Annotated in this window: 16 protein-coding genes; 7 read left to right on the forward strand and 9 right to left on the reverse strand. The window is 73.8% G+C overall.

Annotation, left to right across the window (positions count from 1 at the left end; genetic code table 11):
* Positions 1 to 6 precede the first annotated feature (6 nt).
* The 3 genes from ABT123_RS08885 to ABT123_RS08895 all read left to right on the forward strand — a co-directional run bounded on the left by ABT123_RS08885 (position 7) and on the right by ABT123_RS08895 (position 2,237).
* A complete protein-coding gene (locus ABT123_RS08885; protein WP_351311238.1) occupies positions 7 to 828 on the forward strand; it encodes a VOC family protein in 822 nt (273 codons plus the stop codon).
* A gap of 84 nt (positions 829 to 912) precedes the next feature.
* Positions 913 to 1,698 (forward strand): DUF4097 family beta strand repeat-containing protein, encoded by a 786-nt coding sequence (locus ABT123_RS08890; RefSeq protein WP_351311240.1) that lies wholly within the window; start codon positions 913 to 915, stop codon positions 1,696 to 1,698.
* 119 nt (positions 1,699 to 1,817) lie between these two features.
* Positions 1,818 to 2,237, forward strand: a complete 420-nt coding sequence (locus tag ABT123_RS08895; protein ID WP_351311242.1) for a TOBE domain-containing protein — start codon at positions 1,818 to 1,820, stop codon at positions 2,235 to 2,237.
* Between the two features lie 53 nt (positions 2,238 to 2,290).
* Here ABT123_RS08895 and ABT123_RS08900 read toward each other — a convergent pair whose 3' ends face one another.
* The gene (locus ABT123_RS08900; RefSeq protein ID WP_351311244.1) at positions 2,291 to 3,334 is read right to left on the reverse strand and encodes an ArsR/SmtB family transcription factor; all 1,044 of its coding nucleotides are present in this window, start codon (positions 3,332 to 3,334) and stop codon (positions 2,291 to 2,293) included.
* Between the two features lie 100 nt (positions 3,335 to 3,434).
* On the opposite strand from ABT123_RS08900, the gene ABT123_RS08905 reads away from it, so the two are divergent.
* A complete protein-coding gene (locus ABT123_RS08905) occupies positions 3,435 to 4,631 on the forward strand; it encodes an MFS transporter (protein WP_351311246.1) in 1,197 nt (398 codons plus the stop codon).
* A 657-nt stretch (positions 4,632 to 5,288) separates the two neighbouring features.
* On the opposite strand, the gene ABT123_RS08910 is transcribed toward ABT123_RS08905, so the two are convergent.
* Positions 5,289 to 8,546, reverse strand: coding sequence for an AfsR/SARP family transcriptional regulator (locus ABT123_RS08910; protein WP_351311247.1), 3,258 nt, complete (start codon positions 8,544 to 8,546; stop codon positions 5,289 to 5,291).
* Between the two features lie 180 nt (positions 8,547 to 8,726).
* Here ABT123_RS08910 and ABT123_RS08915 point away from each other — a divergent pair, with 180 nt between their 5' ends.
* A complete protein-coding gene (locus ABT123_RS08915) occupies positions 8,727 to 9,746 on the forward strand; it encodes an NADP-dependent oxidoreductase (RefSeq protein WP_351311248.1) in 1,020 nt (339 codons plus the stop codon).
* A gap of 45 nt (positions 9,747 to 9,791) precedes the next feature.
* Here ABT123_RS08915 and ABT123_RS08920 read toward each other — a convergent pair whose 3' ends face one another.
* Positions 9,792 to 10,733, reverse strand: a complete 942-nt coding sequence (locus ABT123_RS08920; protein WP_351311250.1) for a GlxA family transcriptional regulator — start codon at positions 10,731 to 10,733, stop codon at positions 9,792 to 9,794.
* Positions 10,734 to 10,836: 103 nt separating this feature from the next.
* Here ABT123_RS08920 and ABT123_RS08925 point away from each other — a divergent pair, with 103 nt between their 5' ends.
* Complete coding sequence (locus ABT123_RS08925; protein WP_351311252.1) at positions 10,837 to 11,523, forward strand: MBL fold metallo-hydrolase; 687 nt, start codon at positions 10,837 to 10,839, stop codon at positions 11,521 to 11,523.
* A 122-nt stretch (positions 11,524 to 11,645) separates the two neighbouring features.
* Positions 11,646 to 12,041, forward strand: a complete 396-nt coding sequence (locus tag ABT123_RS08930) for an SHOCT domain-containing protein (protein ID WP_351311253.1) — start codon at positions 11,646 to 11,648, stop codon at positions 12,039 to 12,041.
* 97 nt (positions 12,042 to 12,138) lie between these two features.
* Here the strand turns inward: ABT123_RS08930 and ABT123_RS08935 are convergent, their stop codons facing one another.
* The 6 genes from ABT123_RS08935 to ABT123_RS08960 form a co-directional block, all read right to left on the reverse strand.
* On the reverse strand, positions 12,139 to 12,486 hold the full coding sequence (locus ABT123_RS08935) for a DoxX family protein (protein WP_351311255.1): 348 nt from the start codon (positions 12,484 to 12,486) through the stop codon (positions 12,139 to 12,141).
* Between the two features lie 172 nt (positions 12,487 to 12,658).
* Entirely contained in the window at positions 12,659 to 15,094 is a 2,436-nt protein-coding gene (locus tag ABT123_RS08940) for a helicase-associated domain-containing protein (RefSeq protein ID WP_351311257.1), read from the reverse strand.
* A gap of 134 nt (positions 15,095 to 15,228) precedes the next feature.
* The gene (locus ABT123_RS08945) at positions 15,229 to 16,227 is read right to left on the reverse strand and encodes a DUF1648 domain-containing protein (protein WP_351311259.1); all 999 of its coding nucleotides are present in this window, start codon (positions 16,225 to 16,227) and stop codon (positions 15,229 to 15,231) included.
* On the reverse strand, positions 16,224 to 16,571 hold the full coding sequence (locus ABT123_RS08950) for a GntR family transcriptional regulator (RefSeq protein ID WP_351311261.1): 348 nt from the start codon (positions 16,569 to 16,571) through the stop codon (positions 16,224 to 16,226). Before ABT123_RS08950 ends, ABT123_RS08945 begins: the two co-directional genes overlap by 4 nt.
* 100 nt (positions 16,572 to 16,671) lie before the next feature.
* Positions 16,672 to 17,094 carry a PIN domain nuclease gene (locus ABT123_RS08955; RefSeq protein WP_351311263.1) on the reverse strand — a complete coding sequence of 141 codons (423 nt, stop codon included), beginning with the start codon at positions 17,092 to 17,094 and terminating at the stop codon, positions 16,672 to 16,674.
* On the reverse strand, positions 17,091 to 17,306 hold the full coding sequence (locus tag ABT123_RS08960; protein ID WP_023548893.1) for a type II toxin-antitoxin system VapB family antitoxin: 216 nt from the start codon (positions 17,304 to 17,306) through the stop codon (positions 17,091 to 17,093). Before ABT123_RS08960 ends, ABT123_RS08955 begins: the two co-directional genes overlap by 4 nt.
* Between the last annotated feature and the right edge of the window lie 441 nt (positions 17,307 to 17,747).

Raw genomic sequence — 17,747 nt, forward strand, 5'->3', positions numbered from 1 at the left:
TGGATCATGACTGACTTCTCCGATGGCGCCCCGTGCTGGGCCGACGCCATGTTCAAGGACGTGGAGGGTGCCAAGAGCTTCTATGCGGACGTACTCGGCTGGACCTTCGGCGAGGCCGCGACCGAGTTCGGCAACTACACGCAGGCCTACTCCGACGGGAAGGCGGTCGCGGCCGTGGTCCCGCCCATGCCCGGCGGCGAGGACATGCCCTCCGCCTGGTGCCTCTACCTCGCCTCGTCCGATGTGGCCGCCACGGCCGAAAAGGTGAAGGCGGCCGGCGGCAAGCTCCTCATGGAGCCCATGCAGGTCGGCACGTTCGGTTCGATGCTGCTGGCCCAGGAGCCCAGTGGTGCCATCTTCGGCGTCTGGCAGCCCGGCGAGCACAAGGGCTTCGAGAAGATGGGCGAGAACGGCTCCTACGCCTGGGCCGAGGTCTTCACCCGGGACCCCGCGAAGGCCGACGCCTTCTTCACCAAGGTGTTCCCCTACCAGGCGCAGAAGATGGAGCCGGGCGACGACCCGGAGATGGCCGGCATGGACTTCACGGTGTTCAGCCTCGGCAAGGAGCCGAACCCGGTGCTGGGCCGGATGAAGATGGGCGAGGAGTTCCCCGCCGAAGTCCCCTCCTACATCCAGGTCTACTTCACGGTGCCGGACTGCGATGCGGCGGTGGAGAAGGCCAAGGCCCTTGGCGGGCAGCTGCACTTCGGCCCGATGGACAGCCCGTTCGGCCGCTTCGCGGCGCTCACCGACCAGCAGGGCGCGGCCTTCGCGGTCATCGACATGTCCACCACGGTCGGGGAGATGCCGCAGATGTCCGACGCGTAGCGGTCTTCGAACGGGGGTTAACCCCCGGTGGGTTGGGGGTCCAGCACCATCGGATCCGGGCGGGCGCGCGGCCAGGATGGCCGTATGGCCCTTCACCGCATCGCCCGCCCCTGTCTCCGCCCTCGCCCCCGCCACCGCCCGACTCTCGCCGCCACGGCGCTCGCCCTCACCGTCGCCCTGGCGGCGGGTGGTTGCTCGCTCGTGGAGGAGCGGAAGACGACCACCGCGGACGCCACCGTCACGGAGGCCGTCGCAGCGGTCGAGCTGAAGGACACCCGATCCGGGTCCGTCACCGTCACGCCCGGGGACGGCCCGGGCGTGACGATCCACCGCACGGTCCGCTACCGGGGCGACAGCGTTCCCGAGCCGGGCCAGCGGGTGTCCGGCGGGGTGCTCACCTTCAGCGACGGCTGCGATGACGACACCTGCTCCATCGACTACGAGCTGACGGTCCCGGCCGCGGCCACGGTGAAGCTGGAGAGCAGCAGCGGGGACCTGAGGGTGACCGGTGTGGCCGCAGCCGACCTGCGGTCCTCCTCCGGGAACGTGACGGCGGACCGGATCGCCGGCTCGCTGACGGTCCGTACGTCCTCGGGCTCGATCACCGGTACGGCGCTGGTCGGCCCGGACGCGAAGGCCAGGTCCAGCTCGGGTGAGGTGCGGCTGGGGTTCGCGAAGGCGCCGCGGTCGGCCGAGGCCGAGACGAGCTCCGGCGATGTGGGCCTGACCGTGCCGGGCGGCCCGTACCGGGTGGAGGTCTCGACCGACTCGGGCAGCCGCGACATCTCGGTGCCGACGGACCCGGCCGTGGCGTCCCGCCTCACGGTGAAGACCTCCTCGGGTGACCTGCGGATCGCATCCGCCGCCTGATGGGGTGGTTCCGGCCTGCGGATGCGAGTGGTTGAACACGGGTCAGGGGTGGGGTGGTTAGCGTCGGTCGGGTGCGGCCTCCGACGGCCGCACGCAGCCCCGAGCAAGAGGAACGTTTCATGAGCCTGAGCATCCGCAACCAGATCGCCGGCACCGTCACCGCTGTCACCACCGGTGAGGCCATGGCCGCGGTCAAGGTCCGTCTGGAGGGCGGCCAGGACATCGTCGCCGCCATCACCGCCGACGCGGTCAAGGACCTCGGCATCACGGCGGGCACGGCCGTGACGGCGCTGGTCAAGGCCACCGAGGTGGCCCTGGCCACCGGCCCCGTCGAGGGGATCTCCATCCGCAACCAGCTGCCCGGCACCGTGGCCGACGTCGCCACCGGTCCGGCCATGGCCTCCGTCAAGGTGGACGTGACCGGGGGCGGGCTCACCGCCGCCATCACCGCGGACGCGGTGGAGTCGCTCGGCCTGGCCGCCGGGTCCTCCGTGGTCGCGCTGATCAAGGCGACCGAGATCTCCCTCGCCACGGCCTGACGCCGTTAGGGCCGTTACGGCCTGATCATGGCCCCGCTCCGGTCGGACGGCGGCTACGTCTGCGCGATCGACTCCGGCTGTAGCCCCAGCAGGGCGTCGGCAATCGCCGTACGCGCGTACAGCACCGACCGCCCGCTGCGGTGCGCCGTGACCAGGCGGGCGGCGCGCAGGGCGGTCAGGTGCTGGGAGACCGCGGCCGTGGACAGGCCGCAGAGCAGCGCGAGCCGGGTGGTCGAGGCGGGCGTGTCCAGTTCGGCCAGCAGCAGCGCGCGCGAGCGGCCGAGCACGCCGGCGACCGCCTCGGCGGCAGCGGTCCGCCGCGGCTCCCACAGGGTGCCCACTCTCCGGGCCGGATAGGCGAGTTGGGGCGATTCGGGCGGGGTGATCCGGGTCAGGACGCGCGGCCACGTGAACACCGTGGGCACCAGCAGCAGCCCGGAGCCGGCCTGGTCCCGGCTGAGCGTGCAGTGGCGGCGCAGCAGGGTCAGCGTGCCGTCGTCCCAGCGGACGTGCTCGTGCAGCTCGTTGAGGACGTGCGCGGAGCCGTGCTCGGCGACCTGCCGGGCCCGGTGGAAGACGTCCGCCTCCAGCAGGCGGCGGATCCGGGACCAGTACGGGGCGAGGGCGAGTTCCCAGTAGGCCTCGATCTCCTCGGTGACCTTGGCCAGGGCCTGTTCGGGTGCCTCGCGGAGCAGCCGGAGCCGGGCGGTGGAGCCCGAGCGGCTCCCCGAGGGACTCCCCGAGCGGTTCTCCCGAGGGTGCCAGGCGGCCAGCATGTCCAGTTCGGTCCGGACCCGCTCCGGCCGGCTCCGCCGGATCTGCGCCAGCTCGGCGGAGAGTTCGGGAAACGGGCTGCCGGGCGTCGGATTGAGGAAATCGGCCAGATAGCCCTGGGCGGGGATCAGTTCGGCGAGCCAGCCCCGGTCCAGCCCGGCGGCGGCCACCCGGGGTCTGACCTGGGTCACCCAGCGGTGGTGCAGCGGGGACTCGGCGGGGTCGCGGAGCAGCCGGTGGCTGGTCACCACTTCCCACATGGGTGAGACGGCGAACCGCGTCTGCGCCAGATCCGTGGCCGAAAACCTCAGCTCCGACTCCACACCGGCCCCCTCCGCCCGCTCAACTGGCCCACCCACCCCTTGGATTCGGCCTCAGCTTAATCATTCCGCGGGCGGGGTGTCGGGGCCGCACGCTCCACCCATGCTCTCCACCTTCCGCGGACTCCCGCCCACCGTCTGGACCGTCTTCGCCGGCACCGTGATCAACCGACTCGGCTTCATGGTCACCCCGTTCCTCGTTTTCTTCCTCGCCGCCCGCGGGGTCACCGGCACCGAGACCTCGTACGTCCTCGGCGCACTGGGCGCGGGCCACCTGCTCGGCCCGGCGGCCGGCGGACTGCTCGCGGACCGGATCGGGCGCCGCCCGACGATGCTGATCGGGCTGCTCGGCGCCGCCGCCGCGCAGGGCGCGCTGTTCCTGGCGCCGGGCGTGCTCACGATGGCCGCTGCGGCCCTGCTGATCAGCGCGGCGGGTGCGATGGTGAACCCGGCGGCGTACGCGCTGATGGCCGACACGGTCGACGCCGCCCACCGGCAGCGGGCGTACGCCCTGCTCGGCTGGGGGGTGAACATCGGCACCGCGGTGGCCGGCGTACTCGGCGGCTTCCTGGCCGCGCGCGGCTACTGGCTGCTGTTCGCCGTGGACGCGGCCTGCATGCTCGTGTACGCGGTGGTGGTCGCGACCCGGCTGCGCGAGCCGGGCCGGCCGGAGGCGGCGACGGGCCGCGCCGCGAAGGCGGGTGTGGGCTACGGCGTGGTCCTCCGCGACCGGCTGCTGCTCGCCCTCCTGGGCATATTCGGCGTCCAGCTCTTCGTCTACTCGCTCACCGAGGTCGCCCTCCCGATGGCCATCCACGACAGCGGGCTCTCCCCCGGCGTGTACGGGGCGATGGCCGCGGTCAACGCGGTGATGGTGGTGCTGCTCCAGCCGCTCGCGACGGCCCGGCTGGCCGGGCTCCCGCAGTTCCCGGTGCAGAGCGCGGGCGGTGCGCTGATCGCCCTCGGGGTGGCGCTGACCGGCCTGGCGGACAGCGTCGTCGGCTACGCCTGCTCCGTGGCCGTCTGGTCGCTGGGCGAGGTGGTGGTCGCCGGCATCGCCGCGGCGGCGGTCGCCAACCTGGCCCCGGCCGATGCGAGGGGGCGCTACCAGGGCGCCTTCAGCTGGGCCTGGGGCCTGGCCCGCTTCGCAGCCCTCACCCTGGGCGTCGCCCTCTACACGCACCTCGGCGCGTCGACCCTGTGGTGGACGGCACTGGCCCTCGGCCTGCTGTGCTCGGCGGCAACGCTGTGCCTGGCCGGCACCGTGACCCGGCGCACGGAACACGAACTGGCGGCCTGAGCCGCAGTGGGCGCCGTAGGCGCCATGAGGCGCCGGAACCCCGGGCCGGGGCCCGCCTGGGCCGGGGCTCCGGGCCGGGGCCCCGGGGGATAAGCCGGGCCGGGGCCCGGAGCCCGGGCCTGGGGGAAGAAGCCGGGCCGAGGTCCGGCCCGGGCCCGGAGGGATATGCCGGGCCTGGGCCGGTGCCCGGGCCGGGCCCGGGTGGAAGAAGCCGAGACCGGGGCCCGAGGCGGGCCCGGAGCCCAGGGGGGAAGCTGGGGCTGGGGACCGAGGCGGGGCCCAGCCCGGCCCGGCCCGAGGCGCGGCCTGAGGCGGGGCCCGGCCCGGGGTGGGGTCTGACGCCGGCTCGAGGTGGGGTGTGGCCCCGGGCGGGGCCGGGGCCCGGGGAGGAAGCCGGGGCCGGGGACCGACGCGGGGCCGGAGGCTGGGGGAAGAAGCCGGGGCCGAGGTCCGGCCCGGCCTGGGGTGGGGCTCAAGGCGGGGCCCGATGCGGGGTGTGGCCCGGAGCGGGGCCGGAGCCCGGGGAAGAAGCCGGGACCGGGGCCCGGCTCGGAGCCCGGCCCGGCCTGGCCCGGGGCCGAGGTCGGGTCTGGGGCCCGGGCTGGGGTGGGGTGTGGATCGAGGCGGGGGCGGGCCGCTCCGGCAGGGGCCCCCGGGTCAGTGGGGGGCGATCCGGTCGGGGGAGAGGGTGCGGCCCTGGGTGAAGGTGGTTGCGAAGTCTGTCTCTCCCAGAGCTGCGCGGGCTAGGGCAGCCGCTCGGGCGGTGTCGGTGCGTTCCGCCGGGGGTAGCGGAGCGTCGACGGAGTCGCGGAGGGCGGCGGCGGTGCCCAGTAGGGAGGCGGCCTCGGCGGGCCGGCCGGCCAAGGCGCACGCACCCGCCAGGCCTTCCAGCGCGAGCGCCAGCGCACGCGGATCACCGGTCCGGCGGGCGGCGGCCAGGCCCTCCCGGTGCAGGGCCTCCGCCCGGGCCGGATCCCCGCGCTGCTCCGCCGCATAGCCGAGCTGCGCCAGGACCAGCGCGGTGCCGCTGTCGACGCCGAGCCTCCGGTTCCAGTCCAGCCAGGGGAGCAACAAGGCCTCCGCCGCCTCCGGTTCGCCCCGCCGCCTGGCCCCGAGCGCCAGACCGGTCACCGCGAACTGCTCCGCCGGGCGGTGCGACTGCTCCACCGCCAGCTGCCGGGCCCGCTCGTGGAGCTCCGTGGCCCGCGCGTCCTCACCGGTCAGCAGGGCGAGCCGGCCCAGCCGGGCCAGCCCGAAGGAGGCCCGGGTGTGCAGCCGGAGCTGCTCGGCATCCCGTACGCCGTCCCGGTGCAGGCGCGCTGCCGCCTCGTAATCCCCGGAGATCTCGGCGAGGACCCCGAGCTGTTCGGCGGCCTGGAGGGTGCCCCAGCGGTCGCCGAGCCCGGCGAACAGGGCGGCGCTGCGTTCGGCGTACCGGCGCAGGGCGGGCAGGTCCCCCTGGTAGAGGGCGCGGGTGGCGTGGATGCCCAGGGCGGCGGCCTCGCCCCAGCGGTCCCCGAGCGCCCGGAACTCGGCGCCCAGTGCCGCCAGTTCCGCGGTCTGCGCCGGTTCGCCCGGCGGGCCGCCGAAGCCGCACCGGGCGAACGCGAGCAGCCAGCGGCCGTGCGGGTCCGCGTCGTCGAAGCGTGCCCCGGGCGGCACCTCCTCGCCGGTCAGCAGCGCACAGGCAGCGCGCCGGGCCCGGGCATTCGCGTAACGAGGCGTGGGTTCGGTGGGTCGGCGGGTCAGGGCCAGGTCCAGCGAACGGACCGCCTCGCCGAGCCGGCCGCGCAGATGCCAGTACCAGGTCAGGGAGTTGACCAGGCGCAGCCCCCACGGCCCGGCGTGGTCCAGGGCGGCCCGCAGGTTCGCGGACTCGGCGTCGAGGCGGCGGAGCCACTGCTGTTGGTCGTGGCCGCGCAGCAACGGCTCGGCCCGCTCGGCGAGTCCGGCGTGGTACAGGGCGTGCCGGCGGCGGGCGGCCGAGGTGTCGCCGGCCTCGTCGAGCCGTTCCAGGCCGTACGCGAGCACCGATTCGAGCATCCGGAAGCGGGGGCCTCCGGTTGCATCGGTGCTGCCCGTGCCGGTGTTCGTCTCGTACGCCGCGACGACCAGGGAGCGGTCGACCAGCCGGGTGAGCAGGTCGAGGACATCCTCGGCGGGTACGCCGTCCCCGGCGCCCACCGCCTCCGCCGATTCCAGGGTGAAGCCGCCCGCGAACACCGCGAGCCGGGCCAGCAGGGTCCGCTCGGGCGGGGAGAGCAGCTCCCAGCTCCAGTCGATCATCGCGCGCAGGGTGCGCTGCCGGGCCGGGGCGTCCCGGCGTACCTGGTTGAGCAGCCGGAAGCGGTCGTGCAGCCGGTCGGCCAGGGCATGCACCCCGAGGGCCCGGACCCGGGTGGCGGCCAGTTCGAGGGCGAGCGGGATGCCGTCCAGGCGGCGGCAGATCAGGGCCACGGCCTCGGTGTTCCCGGGATCCAGGGCGAACCCGGGGGCGCCGGCGGCGGCCCGGGCGGCGAACAGCTCCATGGCTTCGGCCGCGGGGAGCGGAGCCACGGCCTCCAGCGTTTCGCCGGACAGGGCCAGGGGTTCCCGGCTGGTGGCGAGGACCCGTAGGCCGGGGGCCCGGCCGAGCAGCCGGCCGACGAGTGCGGCGACCGGCCCGACGAGCTGCTCGCAGTTGTCGAGGACGAGCAGCAGCCGGCGGGTGGCCAGCGCCTCCGCCAGCCGTTCCTCGGCCCCGCCGGGACGGCGCCGCCCGGGCTCCGCGCCGTCGTCGCGCAGCCCGAGGACGACCGCCACCGCTTCGGCGACCTCGACCTCGACCTCGGTCCCGGTGTCGGTGCCGGTCCCGGTGCCGGCGAGCTCGACGAACCAGACGCCGTCGGGGACGTCCTGCGGGCGGTCGGCGAGCGTGGCGGTGGCCGCGGCCAGGGCGAGCCGGGTCTTGCCGACCCCGCCGGGACCGGTGAGGGTGACGAGCCGGCCCGCCGCGACCAGGGCGCACACCCGGGCCGTCGCGTCCTGCCGGCCGACCAGCGAACTGACCGGGGCGGGCAGGTTCGTACCCGGAGCCGCGAGGACCGCGAGGGGTTCGGCGGCTTCGCCGGCTGCAGGCGCTGCAGGCGCTGCAGGGGCTGCAAGGGCTTCGGGGCGCGGCGGCGCCGCGAGGGCCGGGTCCTGCCGGAGGATCGCCTCATGCAGAGCCGCCAGCTCCGGCCCCGGATCGATGCCCAGCTCCTCGGCGAACCGCCGCCGCAGCCCCTGGTAGACCGCGAGCGCCTCGCTCTGCCGCCCCGACCGGTAGAGCGCCCGCATGAGCACCGCCGTCATGCGCTGCCGCAGCGGATGCTCCGCGACCACCGCCGCCAGCTCGTCCGCCAGCACCGCGTGGTCGCCGAGCTCCAGGCGCAGCTCCGCCCACTCCTCCCACGCGGTCAGCCGCTGCTCCTCCAGCCCGGCGATGGCGGCCTGCGCGAAGCCCGCGTCGCGGACATCGGCGTACGCCTCCCCCTGCCACAGCCCCAGTGCCTCCGCCAGCAGCGCCACCCGGGCCCGCGGATCGGCCTGCTGCCGTGCCCGGGCGGTGAGGGCGGTGAACCGGCCCGCGTCCACCACCTCCTCGGCCACCCGCAGGGTGTAGCCGGCCGGACCGTACTCCACCAGCGCCCGGGCGGCAGGATCCGCCTTCGCGAGGGCCCGCCGGAGCTGGGAGACCTTCGTCTGCAGGGTGTTGCCGGGATTGCCCGGGACCGCGTCGCCCCACAGGTCGTCGATCAGCCGGTCCACGGGCACCGGCCGGCCGCGGTGCACCAGCAGATCCGCCAGCAGGGCCCGCACCTTGGCCTCGGGTACGGGCACGGCGGCTCCGTCGTCCGTCCGGACGGTGACCGGGCCCAGCACCTCGTAACGCATGTGATCACGCTAACCCGTCCCCGCCGGACGGCTGTTGGCGTCCCCTGGCGCGACAGCGGCGGCCGTGCGCGCCCGTGCGCGGACCGTCGGCGATCCATGCGCGGGGCCCCGCATCGTGAGGTCCGCAACCGCAACCGCAACCACGACCACGAGCCTCACCCACACTCCGGAGGAACCCCCATGACCGTCACGTCCCGTGAGATCCGGCTGGCCGCGCGTCCCGTCGGCGAGCCCGGCCCGCAGCACTTCGCCCTGGTAGGCACCGAGCTTCCGGAGCCCGCCGAAGGCCAGATCCTGGTGCGGAACACCTGGATGTCCGTCGACCCGTACATGCGCGGCCGGATGGACGACGCCCCCTCCTACATCCCCCCGTTCGCCCTCGGCGCCGCTCTCGAGGGCAGCGCCCTCGGCGAAGTGGTCGCCTCCCGTGCCGAGTCCGTGCCGGTCGGGTCGACCGTGTCGCACTTCCTCGGCTGGCGCGAGTACGCCGTCCTGGACGCGGCAGCGGCCACCGTGGTCGACCCGGAGCTCGCCCCGCCCGCCGCCTACCTGGGCGCACTCGGCACCACCGGCCTCACCGCCTACGCCGCACTCACCCGCACCGCGCCGGTCCGGGAGGGCGATGTCGTCTTCGTCTCCGCAGCCGCCGGGGCGGTCGGCAGCGTGGCCGGGCAGCTGGCCCGGAAGCTGGGCGCCTCCCGGGTGATCGGTTCGGCCGGCGGCCCGGAGAAGACCAGGAAGCTCCTCGACGCCTTCGGGTACGACGCGGCCGTCGACCACCGGGCCGGCGGGCTCGACGAGCAGCTCGCGCAGGCCGCGCCCGAGGGCATCGACGTCTACATGGACGCGGTGGGCGGCGACCACCTCCGGGCCGCCATCGGTGCGATCCGGCCCGGCGGGCGGATCGCCATGGTCGGGGCGATCAGCGGGTACAACGCCACCTCGCCGGTGCCCGGCCCCGACAACCTCTTCCGGGCCGCCGCCCAGGAGGCCACCCTCCGCGGCATGCTCGTCACCAGCCACTTCGACCTCTTCCCGGAGTGGATCGGCAAGGCGGCGGGCTGGCTGGCGGACGGCAGCCTGCACACCGAGGAGACCGTGGTCGAGGGCATCGAACGGGCCCCGGAGGCCTTCCTCGGCCTGCTGCGCGGCGCCAACACCGGCAAGATGCTGGTCCGGCTGGGCGGCGACACCCGCTGAGGGCGCGCCCAGGGTGCTCAGCTCTCAGCCGCGGGTACTCAGCTCTCAGCTCCGCCCGGTGAAGGCCCGTCGGTAGGTGCGCGGTGCCACCCCGCGGCGCAGCGCGAACTGTTCGCGGAAGACGGCGGCGCTGCCGTAGCCCACCCGGCGGGCGATCTCCTCGATCGGCAGTCCGGTGGTCTCCAGCAGCTCCTCGGCGAGAGCGAGCCGCTGGGCGGTGAGCCAGGCGTGCGGGGTGGCCCCGGTGGCGGCCTTGAACCGGCGGGCGAAGGTACGCGGGCTCAGCAGGGCCCGCTCGGCCAATCCCGCCACGGTGATCCGGTGGTCCAGGTGCGCCCGCGCCCAGGCGAGCACGTCGGCGAGCCGTTCGTCGTCGGTGTCCGCGGGAACGGGCGCGGCCAGGTACTGGAGCTGGCCGCCGTCCCGGTGCGGCGGGCTGACCAGGTCGCGGGCGATGTCGTTGGCCGCGGAGGTGCCGTGCCCGCGCCGGATCAGGTAGAGGCACAGGTCGATGCCGGCGGCGGCACCCGCCCCGGTGACCACCCGGCCCTGGTCGACGTAGAGGGCCTCGGGGCGCACCCGTACCTGCGGGCGGCGGGCCGCCAGGTCGGCGGCGAACCGCCAGTGGGTGGTGGCGTCCAGGCCGTCGAGCAGCCCGGTGGCGGCGAGCGCGTACACGCCGACGCAGTGCGCGGCCACCACGGCGCCCCGGTCGTACGCGGCTCGCAGGGCGGCGATCGCCCCGGCCGGGGGCTCCGTACGGAAGTCCGTGCCGGGCAGCGCCAGCACCAGATCGGCGCCGGCCAGCCGGTCGAGGCCGTGTTCCACCTGGAGCGGCAGACCGAGATCGGTCCGGAGCGGGCCGGGGCGGTCGGTACACAGGGCGAAGTCGAAGGCGGGACGGCCGAAGATCTCGTTCACGATGCCGAGGGCGAGGCCGGTGGCACCGGGCGGGGCATAGGCGGCGACGGAGCGGAAGGGGCGCACCGCCCCACGCTAGTGCGGTGACCGGAAAACCTTGTCGGAAAACCTGCGATCAGGGGCAGTTCTGCCACTGTCGGGTCGACGGCCGCGCCACGAAGCTTTCCCCATGACCAACGCACCGATCGCCGCACCGACCGCCCCGACCGGACCCGGGACCGCCGCCGGGACCGACGTACCGACCAACGCAGCGACCGCCCCCGGAACCGACGCACCGACCGGCCGCTCCGCCGCCGTCCACGTCCTGGCCACCGGATACACCGGGTCCACCGGCCCCGGAGTGGCCGCCACCGTCACCCTCGTCACCGACGGCGACCTGCGGATCGTCTTCGACCCGGGGATGGTGGCCCACCCCGCCGTCCTCACCGATGCGCTCGCCGAGCTCGGGCTGACGCCGGACGCGGTGACCGACGTGGTGCTCAGTCACCACCACCCCGACAACACCCTCAACGCCGGCCTGTTCGGCCGGGCCCGGGTCCACGACCACAAGGCCGTTTACGAGGGCCACGGCTGGACCGACCGCGAGGCAGAGGGGTACGCCTTCAGCCCCTCCCTGCGGCTGATCGCCACCCCGGGCCACAGCGCGGAGGACATCACCCTCCTCGTGGGCACCCCGGACGGTGTGGTGGCCCTGGCCGGAGACCTGTGGTGGCGGGCGGACGGCCCCGCCGAGGACCCGGTCGCCATCGACCGCGCCCTCCACCGCTCCAGCCGTGAGCGCGTGCTGGCCGTCGCGGACCTCATCGTCCCGGGCCATGGCGCGCCCTTCGTCCCGGACGCCACGACCCCGCGCTGAGGGCCCCGTTCACCCGGTCGGCCGTACCCCGCGGGCCGCCCCGATGGGCCGCCGGTATGACTGGAATCCGGTAGCCCGGTTCCGATCGACGGAACGGGGTCCGGTGAACGGAGTCGAACGGTATGGATGACTACCCGCTGCTCAACCTCTTCTGGACCATGCTGTGGCTGTTCCTGTGGGTGCTGTGGTTCTTCCTGCTCTTCAAGGTCATCACCGACATCTTCCGCGACCACAGCCTGGGCGGCTGGGGCAAGGCAGGCTGGCTGGTCCTCGTCGTGCTGATCCCCTACCTCGGTGTCCTCATCTACCTCATCGTGCGCGGTCGGAGCATGGGCGAGCGCGATGTGAAGGCCATGAAGGAACAGGAAGCATCGTTCCGGCAGTACGTCCAGCAGGCCGCGGGCTCCGGTGGCGGCGGCAGCTCGGCGGACGAGCTGCACAAACTCTCCGCGCTGAAGGACAAGGGGGACATCAGCCAGGAGGAGTTCGACCGGGCCAAGGCAAAGATCCTGGCCTGACGTGACCTGACCTGACCTGACCACGGACGCGGCGAGCCCCGGCCGATTCCGCCGGCCGGGGCCCGCTCCGCGTGCTCAGGCGGTGCTCAGGCGGTGCTCAGGCGGCGGCCCCCAGCACCATGGCGCCGACCACCGGGGCCATGTAGACGAGGGGGAAGGGGATGTGCCCGTACGAGCGGGCCCGGATCACGGTGATCACGGCCCCGGTGAAGTACAGCACCAGGCCGATGCCGGCCAGCACCCCGACGACCGGCACGAACAGCCCGACCAGCAGCCCCACGGCCCCGGCGGCCTTGAGCGCACCCAGCCGGGTCCACCACGACTGCGGGACCCGGTACTCGGTCAGGGCCTGCACGACCCACTCGGCACGGAACAGAACGGCGTAGCCCGAGTAGCCGGCCATGAGGGCGGCGAGGACGGTGACGACGGTGTGGGCAACGGACATCGGAATACTCCCATCGGGCGGGCCACCGGGAGCACCCTCGCCCCGGCCGGCTCTCTTGAGCTCGTCACTGCTCTGACCCGCGCCACACCCGGGGTGTGACAGCCCTGGCCAATCCGATCGAACAATTTCTCTGCCCTGGCCGGGGCCTTTCCGGTGCCCGACCCGCCTGTACCTACAGGGGCATGACGCCGTGGATGCGGGAGAGCGTGAAGACGCGTTCGGCTTCGCGCAGGTGGCACCAGGCTTCCAGGTAGGGCGGGTCGAGTTCCAGGCCGCTGAGGGTGCGTACGGTGCGGCTGCCCGAGGTGGCGACGTACTCGACCGTGATGGCGGTGCCGGCGTCGATGGTGTGGGCGAGCTGGCGGACATCGCTGTACGACAGGTGCTTCGCGTATCCGGCGACGATCTCCTCGGTGTCCGTTCCGAAGGGGACCCCGCTGCCGAACGGGTCGGGTTCCGGCACGGTCGGTGGTGCGGTCAGCAGCCGGACGGCCAGGTCCTCCGAGGTGGTGCGGAGGGCTGTGCTTCGCGTGCCGCGCCTGCCGCCGCTCTTCCGAGGGGCCGGAACGGGAGCGTCCGCCCGCGGGGGCAAGGCCTTCTCGATGCGTACGGTCCCGCCGGCCGTCTCCGCGACGGGTGCGTAGCCCTCGGCGCGGAGCGCTGCGAGGGTCGTGTCGAGTGGGCTGCGGCTGACGAGAACAGTCGGCGCGAGCTGCCGCAGGCCGAGCGTGGCGAGCTTGCGGTGGGCGGCGAGTTCGGTGAGCAGTGCCGGCTCCTGGCCGTGGATGACGCAGACGGCCGGGGCGATGCGCACCCGGCCGTGGCCCCGCGCGGTGTCGACGATGAGATAGGACAGCGGCTGTGGCAGGGGATCGACGGCGATGGCGGACAGCTCGGCTGTGATCTCGTCCGGGCTGCGTCCGGAGTCCAGGGCACGGCGGATGCTGCCGGAGCTGAACCGCCACACCGAGGCCGTGCCGCTGGTTTCCCGGTCCGCGGTGGCATCCAGGAGTACGGCGAGCCGCGCGGTCGGTGTGCCGGCGACGACGGCGGTGAGGTCCGTGCCGATCCGGGCCGTTCCGGTGGCCGGGGGCAGCAGCCGCCGGCAGGCGGCGGTCAGTCCTTCCGCGTCGTCGGCGAGCAGCTGGGCGCCGAGAGCCGACAGGGCGCCTCGGGCGATCACTCCGAACAGTTCGGCCTCCCGGATCACCGCGGCGAAGGGGGAGTCGTCCATGGCGTCCATGGCGTCCACGCATGTGGTGTCGGCGAGCGGGCGGTGCCAGGCCACCGCCGGTCCGAGATCAGCGGCGGTCTTCACCCCCTGTCCGGCCGGGAGCTGTGCGGCTGCGGAAAACAGCCCGTGGCGTGCCTGGCGGCAACCGTTACAGGGCGGGGCCCCCGCGAGGGCGGGGAGCGCCTTGTTGTCCTCGTCGCGCGCCCGGGTGGGGGTGAGCGGCAGGTTGCGCCATGCCCGGAGCAGCACGGCGAGCCGCTCCGCGGGCTCCTGTTCTGCCCAGACGTCGTACGCCCCGGTCGGCGCCACCCGGTCGCCGTCCCGGGCCAGCAGCCCGGCCGCGTACGCGGTCTCCAGGGTGATGCGGACCACGGCCTCGTCGGCCTGGGCGGCCTTGCCGATCCGGGCCAGCTCACGTGCGCCGATCCCACCGGACTTGAGCCTGGCCGGCGGAGTCGGGGAACAGGCCGAGAGGACCGAGGCGGCCTGGGCCGCGAACGCCGTGGCCGCGGCTGCCGCCTCCCGCTCCACCTCGGCGGAGGTGATGGACACCAGCCGAGCGGAGGGCGGAAGCGGGTCGAAGGGGGCGTGCCGGCCGGGCCCGCGCAAGGCCAGCGCGACTTCGACGGGCATGCGCGCAGCACCGTACCGATGGCGGTCCTCGATCAGGAGTCCCCGGTCGAGTGCCCATCGCACCCCCGATTCGAGGCCGGGGCCGACTGTCCCGAACATGATGACCTGCGGCTGCGTCGGCGGCTGCGTCGGCGCGGACCCTGCCCGGTGGGCCAGCAACTCCCGGGCGATCGCGGGTGCTCGTGCCACCACGGTGACGATGGCTTCCGGGTCGCTGTGGTGTTCCACCAGGGCGGCCAGTCGCTGCTGCTTGCTACCGGGCGGCTTGATGCCCAGCGCCACCAGCATGCCGCGCAGCTCGTCCGAGGTCACACCCGTCAGCAGCTCCTCCAGGGGAGCGTCCAGCCCCAGGGGCGCCTCCCACGCCTGCCGCAGGGATGCGGCCATGTGGAGCGTCCCGTTACCGTCCGGCCAGACCAGCGCATGATCGGCCAGTGTCTCCAGTACGGCGTCCAGGCCGCGGGCGGCTTCGCCGTCCGTTGCTCCCAGCAGCTGCGCCAGGGCACCGGGCGTCGCCGGTCCGCCCAGCGCCGCCAGCGCTTCGGCCACCTGCAGGCACGGCAGCGTGAGCCGTGGCAGGGCGAGCGCCACTGAGCCCGGACGCTGGAGGCGGTCCGCCACTTCTCCCAGCGTGCGCGGCTCCGGAGGTGACGTCGCGTCGTTCCGCGTCGCGAGTACGCGTGCCAGGCGGCCGGCGTCGAGACGGCCCAGCCAGGCTGTCAGCGTTGATCGGGACTCCATGGGGGTGCACCTCGCCAGGCCGGGCCGCAGCAGCACCGGAGCCGTTCCGGCGCAGTTCCGAGCATGGCGCATTCGCCCTGGCCGCGGGTGGCGTACGCAGGAGGATCCCCCTTGGGCGTCGGCTCGTTCAGCGGTTACGCCAGGCCCGCCCTCCGGGCGGAAACGGTGTTGAGCAGTGCCGCGCCGCGCTCGGCGTCGTCGACGCTCACGGCGAACTCCGGACCGCTGCGGGGGTGGATGACCAGGCACTCGCCGGCCCGGAGCATCACGGTCGTGCCCAGGCCGCTGAGCCGGTAGCCCCAGCCGCCGACCTGTGCCGGTGTCCGGGACTCCGCCCGCGCCGACTCGATGTCCTGGGCGGCCCAGTGGCGCACGGGCCAGCCGAACGGGCCGAAGGCCACGTCCAGGCCCGTCTCCGTCACCCGCGCCTGCACGGACGAGCAGAAAAGCGTGAGGGCCGAGGCGATCCCGAACGGTGCGATCAGTGCCCACTGCAGGCCGATCAGCCCGCCCGCGGCAGCGAGCGCGGCGGCCACGGCCACGAGGCCGGTGAGGGCGGCGGTGAGGTGAAGCCACGGGTTTGCCGCACGGGAGAGCCAGACGAATCGTTCCCCCTCGGGGATCTCCATCTTCATCGCGCCGCCGGCGCCGCCGGTCTCCGTCGCCGGCGGCCGGACGGCGCCGCGGCGGCCTGCCAGCCACCCGAGCACGCCGGCGGCCATCGCGGCCACGGCCGTGATGGTGACCCCGGTGTCCACCGAGCCGGCGTCGCTCCATTCGGCCCGGTCCAGGTTGGCGCGTACGACGGACGCCTGTACGCCTGCCAGGAACACGCCTCCCGACAACAGCGTCGCGGCGGCCCACGGCCGCGCGGCCGGGCCACCCCGCCGGCCCGCGACGCCGACGGACAAGGCCAGGACGGCCCAGATCAGTGCCGGGAACAGTGATGCCGCCCACAACGGCATCGCACCGTCGGGTGACTCCCTGCTCCAGTGCGTGGCCAGACGCTCCGGCAGGCGACTGCTCGCGGCCGGCGGAAGAGCGGCCAGTGCGGCCAGAACGCCGGCCGCCCATATGGCCGCTATGGCCGCGCCCCACCGCGCACTGTTCGCCCGCTTTGCAGGACCGTTCACGAAAGCCCCCTGATCAGTTCGATGAGATCGCTCTTGCTGTAGCCCTGACGCGCTGCGTCGGCGACCAGCCGGCGTGCACTCTCCAGCAGTTCGGACCGCTGATCCGCGCCTTCGGCGACCGTCACCCCGCGGCCCCGCCGGAAGTCCAGCACTCCCTCGTCCCGAAGGGCCCGAAGGCCCCGCAGCACGGTGTTGGCGTTGACGCCGAGGGCCCGGGAGAGATCGCGGGCGGGCGGCAGCCGGTCCCCCGGCCCGCACTCGCCATCGGCGATGGCGCGCCGAATCGCGCCCGCCACCTGCTCGTGCAGGGGCCGACTGTCTGCGGTGTCCAGTCTCAGCAACATGGTGCTAATGAACGTAGCACCATCGCTTTCTTCCCGCTCTGCATCTCCGCCCGGAGCCAGGAAACGCGAAGAGCCCCACCGCAAGCGGTGGGGCTCTGACCTACTTGCCGTGTTCCGGGCCGTACCACTGGAGGGCTTGCCCGGTCACGGCGGCGATGCACTCGAAGTCGTGATCGCGATGGAGCAGGGTGAGCCCCTGCAGCTCAGCGGTCGCGGCGACGACCAGGTCGACAGCTCCGGCACTTCGGTGTTTCCCCTGTTTGGTGAGGGTTTCCTGCACCTGCCAGGCGCGGTCGTAGGCGCGGTCGTCGACGGGAACCCAGCCGAAGATCAGCCGCATGTCCTCGATGCCGCGTGCCCGGTCGGCAGCTGACCGTGCGCTGTAGAAGAACTCGAGCTCGGTGATCGGGCAGGTCGCGATGAGTCCGGCTGCGGCGGCCTGGTCCCAGCCGTACTGCTCCGCTTCCCTGTGCATGAACCGCGCGAGCGCGCTGGTGTCGATCAGGAACTGGGCCGAGTTCACCGGCGGTAGTTCTCCTTGTTCTCGAACAGTTCCAGATCAAAGGCGCCGTCGCCCGCCGCGGCCCGCAGCCGGGCGAGAGCCAGGGCGCGACGCCGACTCTCCAACACCTCGCGAAGAGCGGTGTTGACGGTCTCCTTCTTGGTGCTCGTCCCGAGGGCTTTGGCCACGTCCGCGACCAGGTCGTCGTCCAGGTCGATAACAGTCCGACTCATGTACGCCTCCTGATATCAAATGTGGGGTCCAGTATATCTCGTGAGGTTCCTTGTGGGGTGCCACCGGGCGCCTCGGCTTGGCCACCGGGGCCTACGCGGGCATCACACCGTGGATGCGGGAGAGAGTGAAGGCGTGTTTCGCATCGCACAGGTGACACGAGGCATCAAGGTAGGGCGGGTCGAGTTGCAGGTCCGTGCGTGGGCGGCTTGGACGTCGCTGGCGCTCGGCCCTGCGGCGGCAGAGTGAGGTCGGTCCACCGGAATCGGCTGCGGCCCGCTACGCGCACGGCGGCAACCGCTACAGGCGCAAGTCTGGCTACTGCCTGCGCTGCGGTGAACACGGCGTGTGCCTTGTCTGTTCGCTTCCGCGGTTGCCGAGCGAGGGTAGGCGAGGCAGGGCCTTGTTGATGCTGTCGAGTGCCGTGTCGTGGTCCTGGCTCA

The sequence above is a fragment of the Streptomyces sp. NPDC002054 genome (assembly GCF_040296685.1).
Classification (GTDB): Bacteria; Actinomycetota; Actinomycetes; order Streptomycetales; family Streptomycetaceae; genus Streptomyces.

Bases quoted from the DNA above. Each gene is read 5' to 3' on its own strand.
- ABT123_RS08885 (WP_351311238.1), top strand. From the start codon at position 7: ATGACTGACTTCTCCGATGGCGCCCCGTGCTGGGCCGACGCCATGTTC.
- ABT123_RS08890 (WP_351311240.1), top strand. From the start codon at position 913: ATGGCCCTTCACCGCATCGCCCGCCCCTGTCTCCGCCCTCGCCCCCGC.
- ABT123_RS08895 (WP_351311242.1), top strand. From the start codon at position 1,818: ATGAGCCTGAGCATCCGCAACCAGATCGCCGGCACCGTCACCGCTGTC.
- ABT123_RS08905 (WP_351311246.1), top strand. From the start codon at position 3,435: ATGCTCTCCACCTTCCGCGGACTCCCGCCCACCGTCTGGACCGTCTTC.
- ABT123_RS08910 (WP_351311247.1), bottom strand. From the start codon at position 8,546: ATGCGTTACGAGGTGCTGGGCCCGGTCACCGTCCGGACGGACGACGGA.
- ABT123_RS08915 (WP_351311248.1), top strand. From the start codon at position 8,727: ATGACCGTCACGTCCCGTGAGATCCGGCTGGCCGCGCGTCCCGTCGGC.
- ABT123_RS08925 (WP_351311252.1), top strand. From the start codon at position 10,837: ATGACCAACGCACCGATCGCCGCACCGACCGCCCCGACCGGACCCGGG.
- ABT123_RS08930 (WP_351311253.1), top strand. From the start codon at position 11,646: ATGGATGACTACCCGCTGCTCAACCTCTTCTGGACCATGCTGTGGCTG.
- ABT123_RS08935 (WP_351311255.1), bottom strand. From the start codon at position 12,486: ATGTCCGTTGCCCACACCGTCGTCACCGTCCTCGCCGCCCTCATGGCC.
- ABT123_RS08940 (WP_351311257.1), bottom strand. From the start codon at position 15,094: ATGGAGTCCCGATCAACGCTGACAGCCTGGCTGGGCCGTCTCGACGCC.
- ABT123_RS08950 (WP_351311261.1), bottom strand. From the start codon at position 16,571: ATGTTGCTGAGACTGGACACCGCAGACAGTCGGCCCCTGCACGAGCAG.
- ABT123_RS08960 (WP_023548893.1), bottom strand. From the start codon at position 17,306: ATGAGTCGGACTGTTATCGACCTGGACGACGACCTGGTCGCGGACGTG.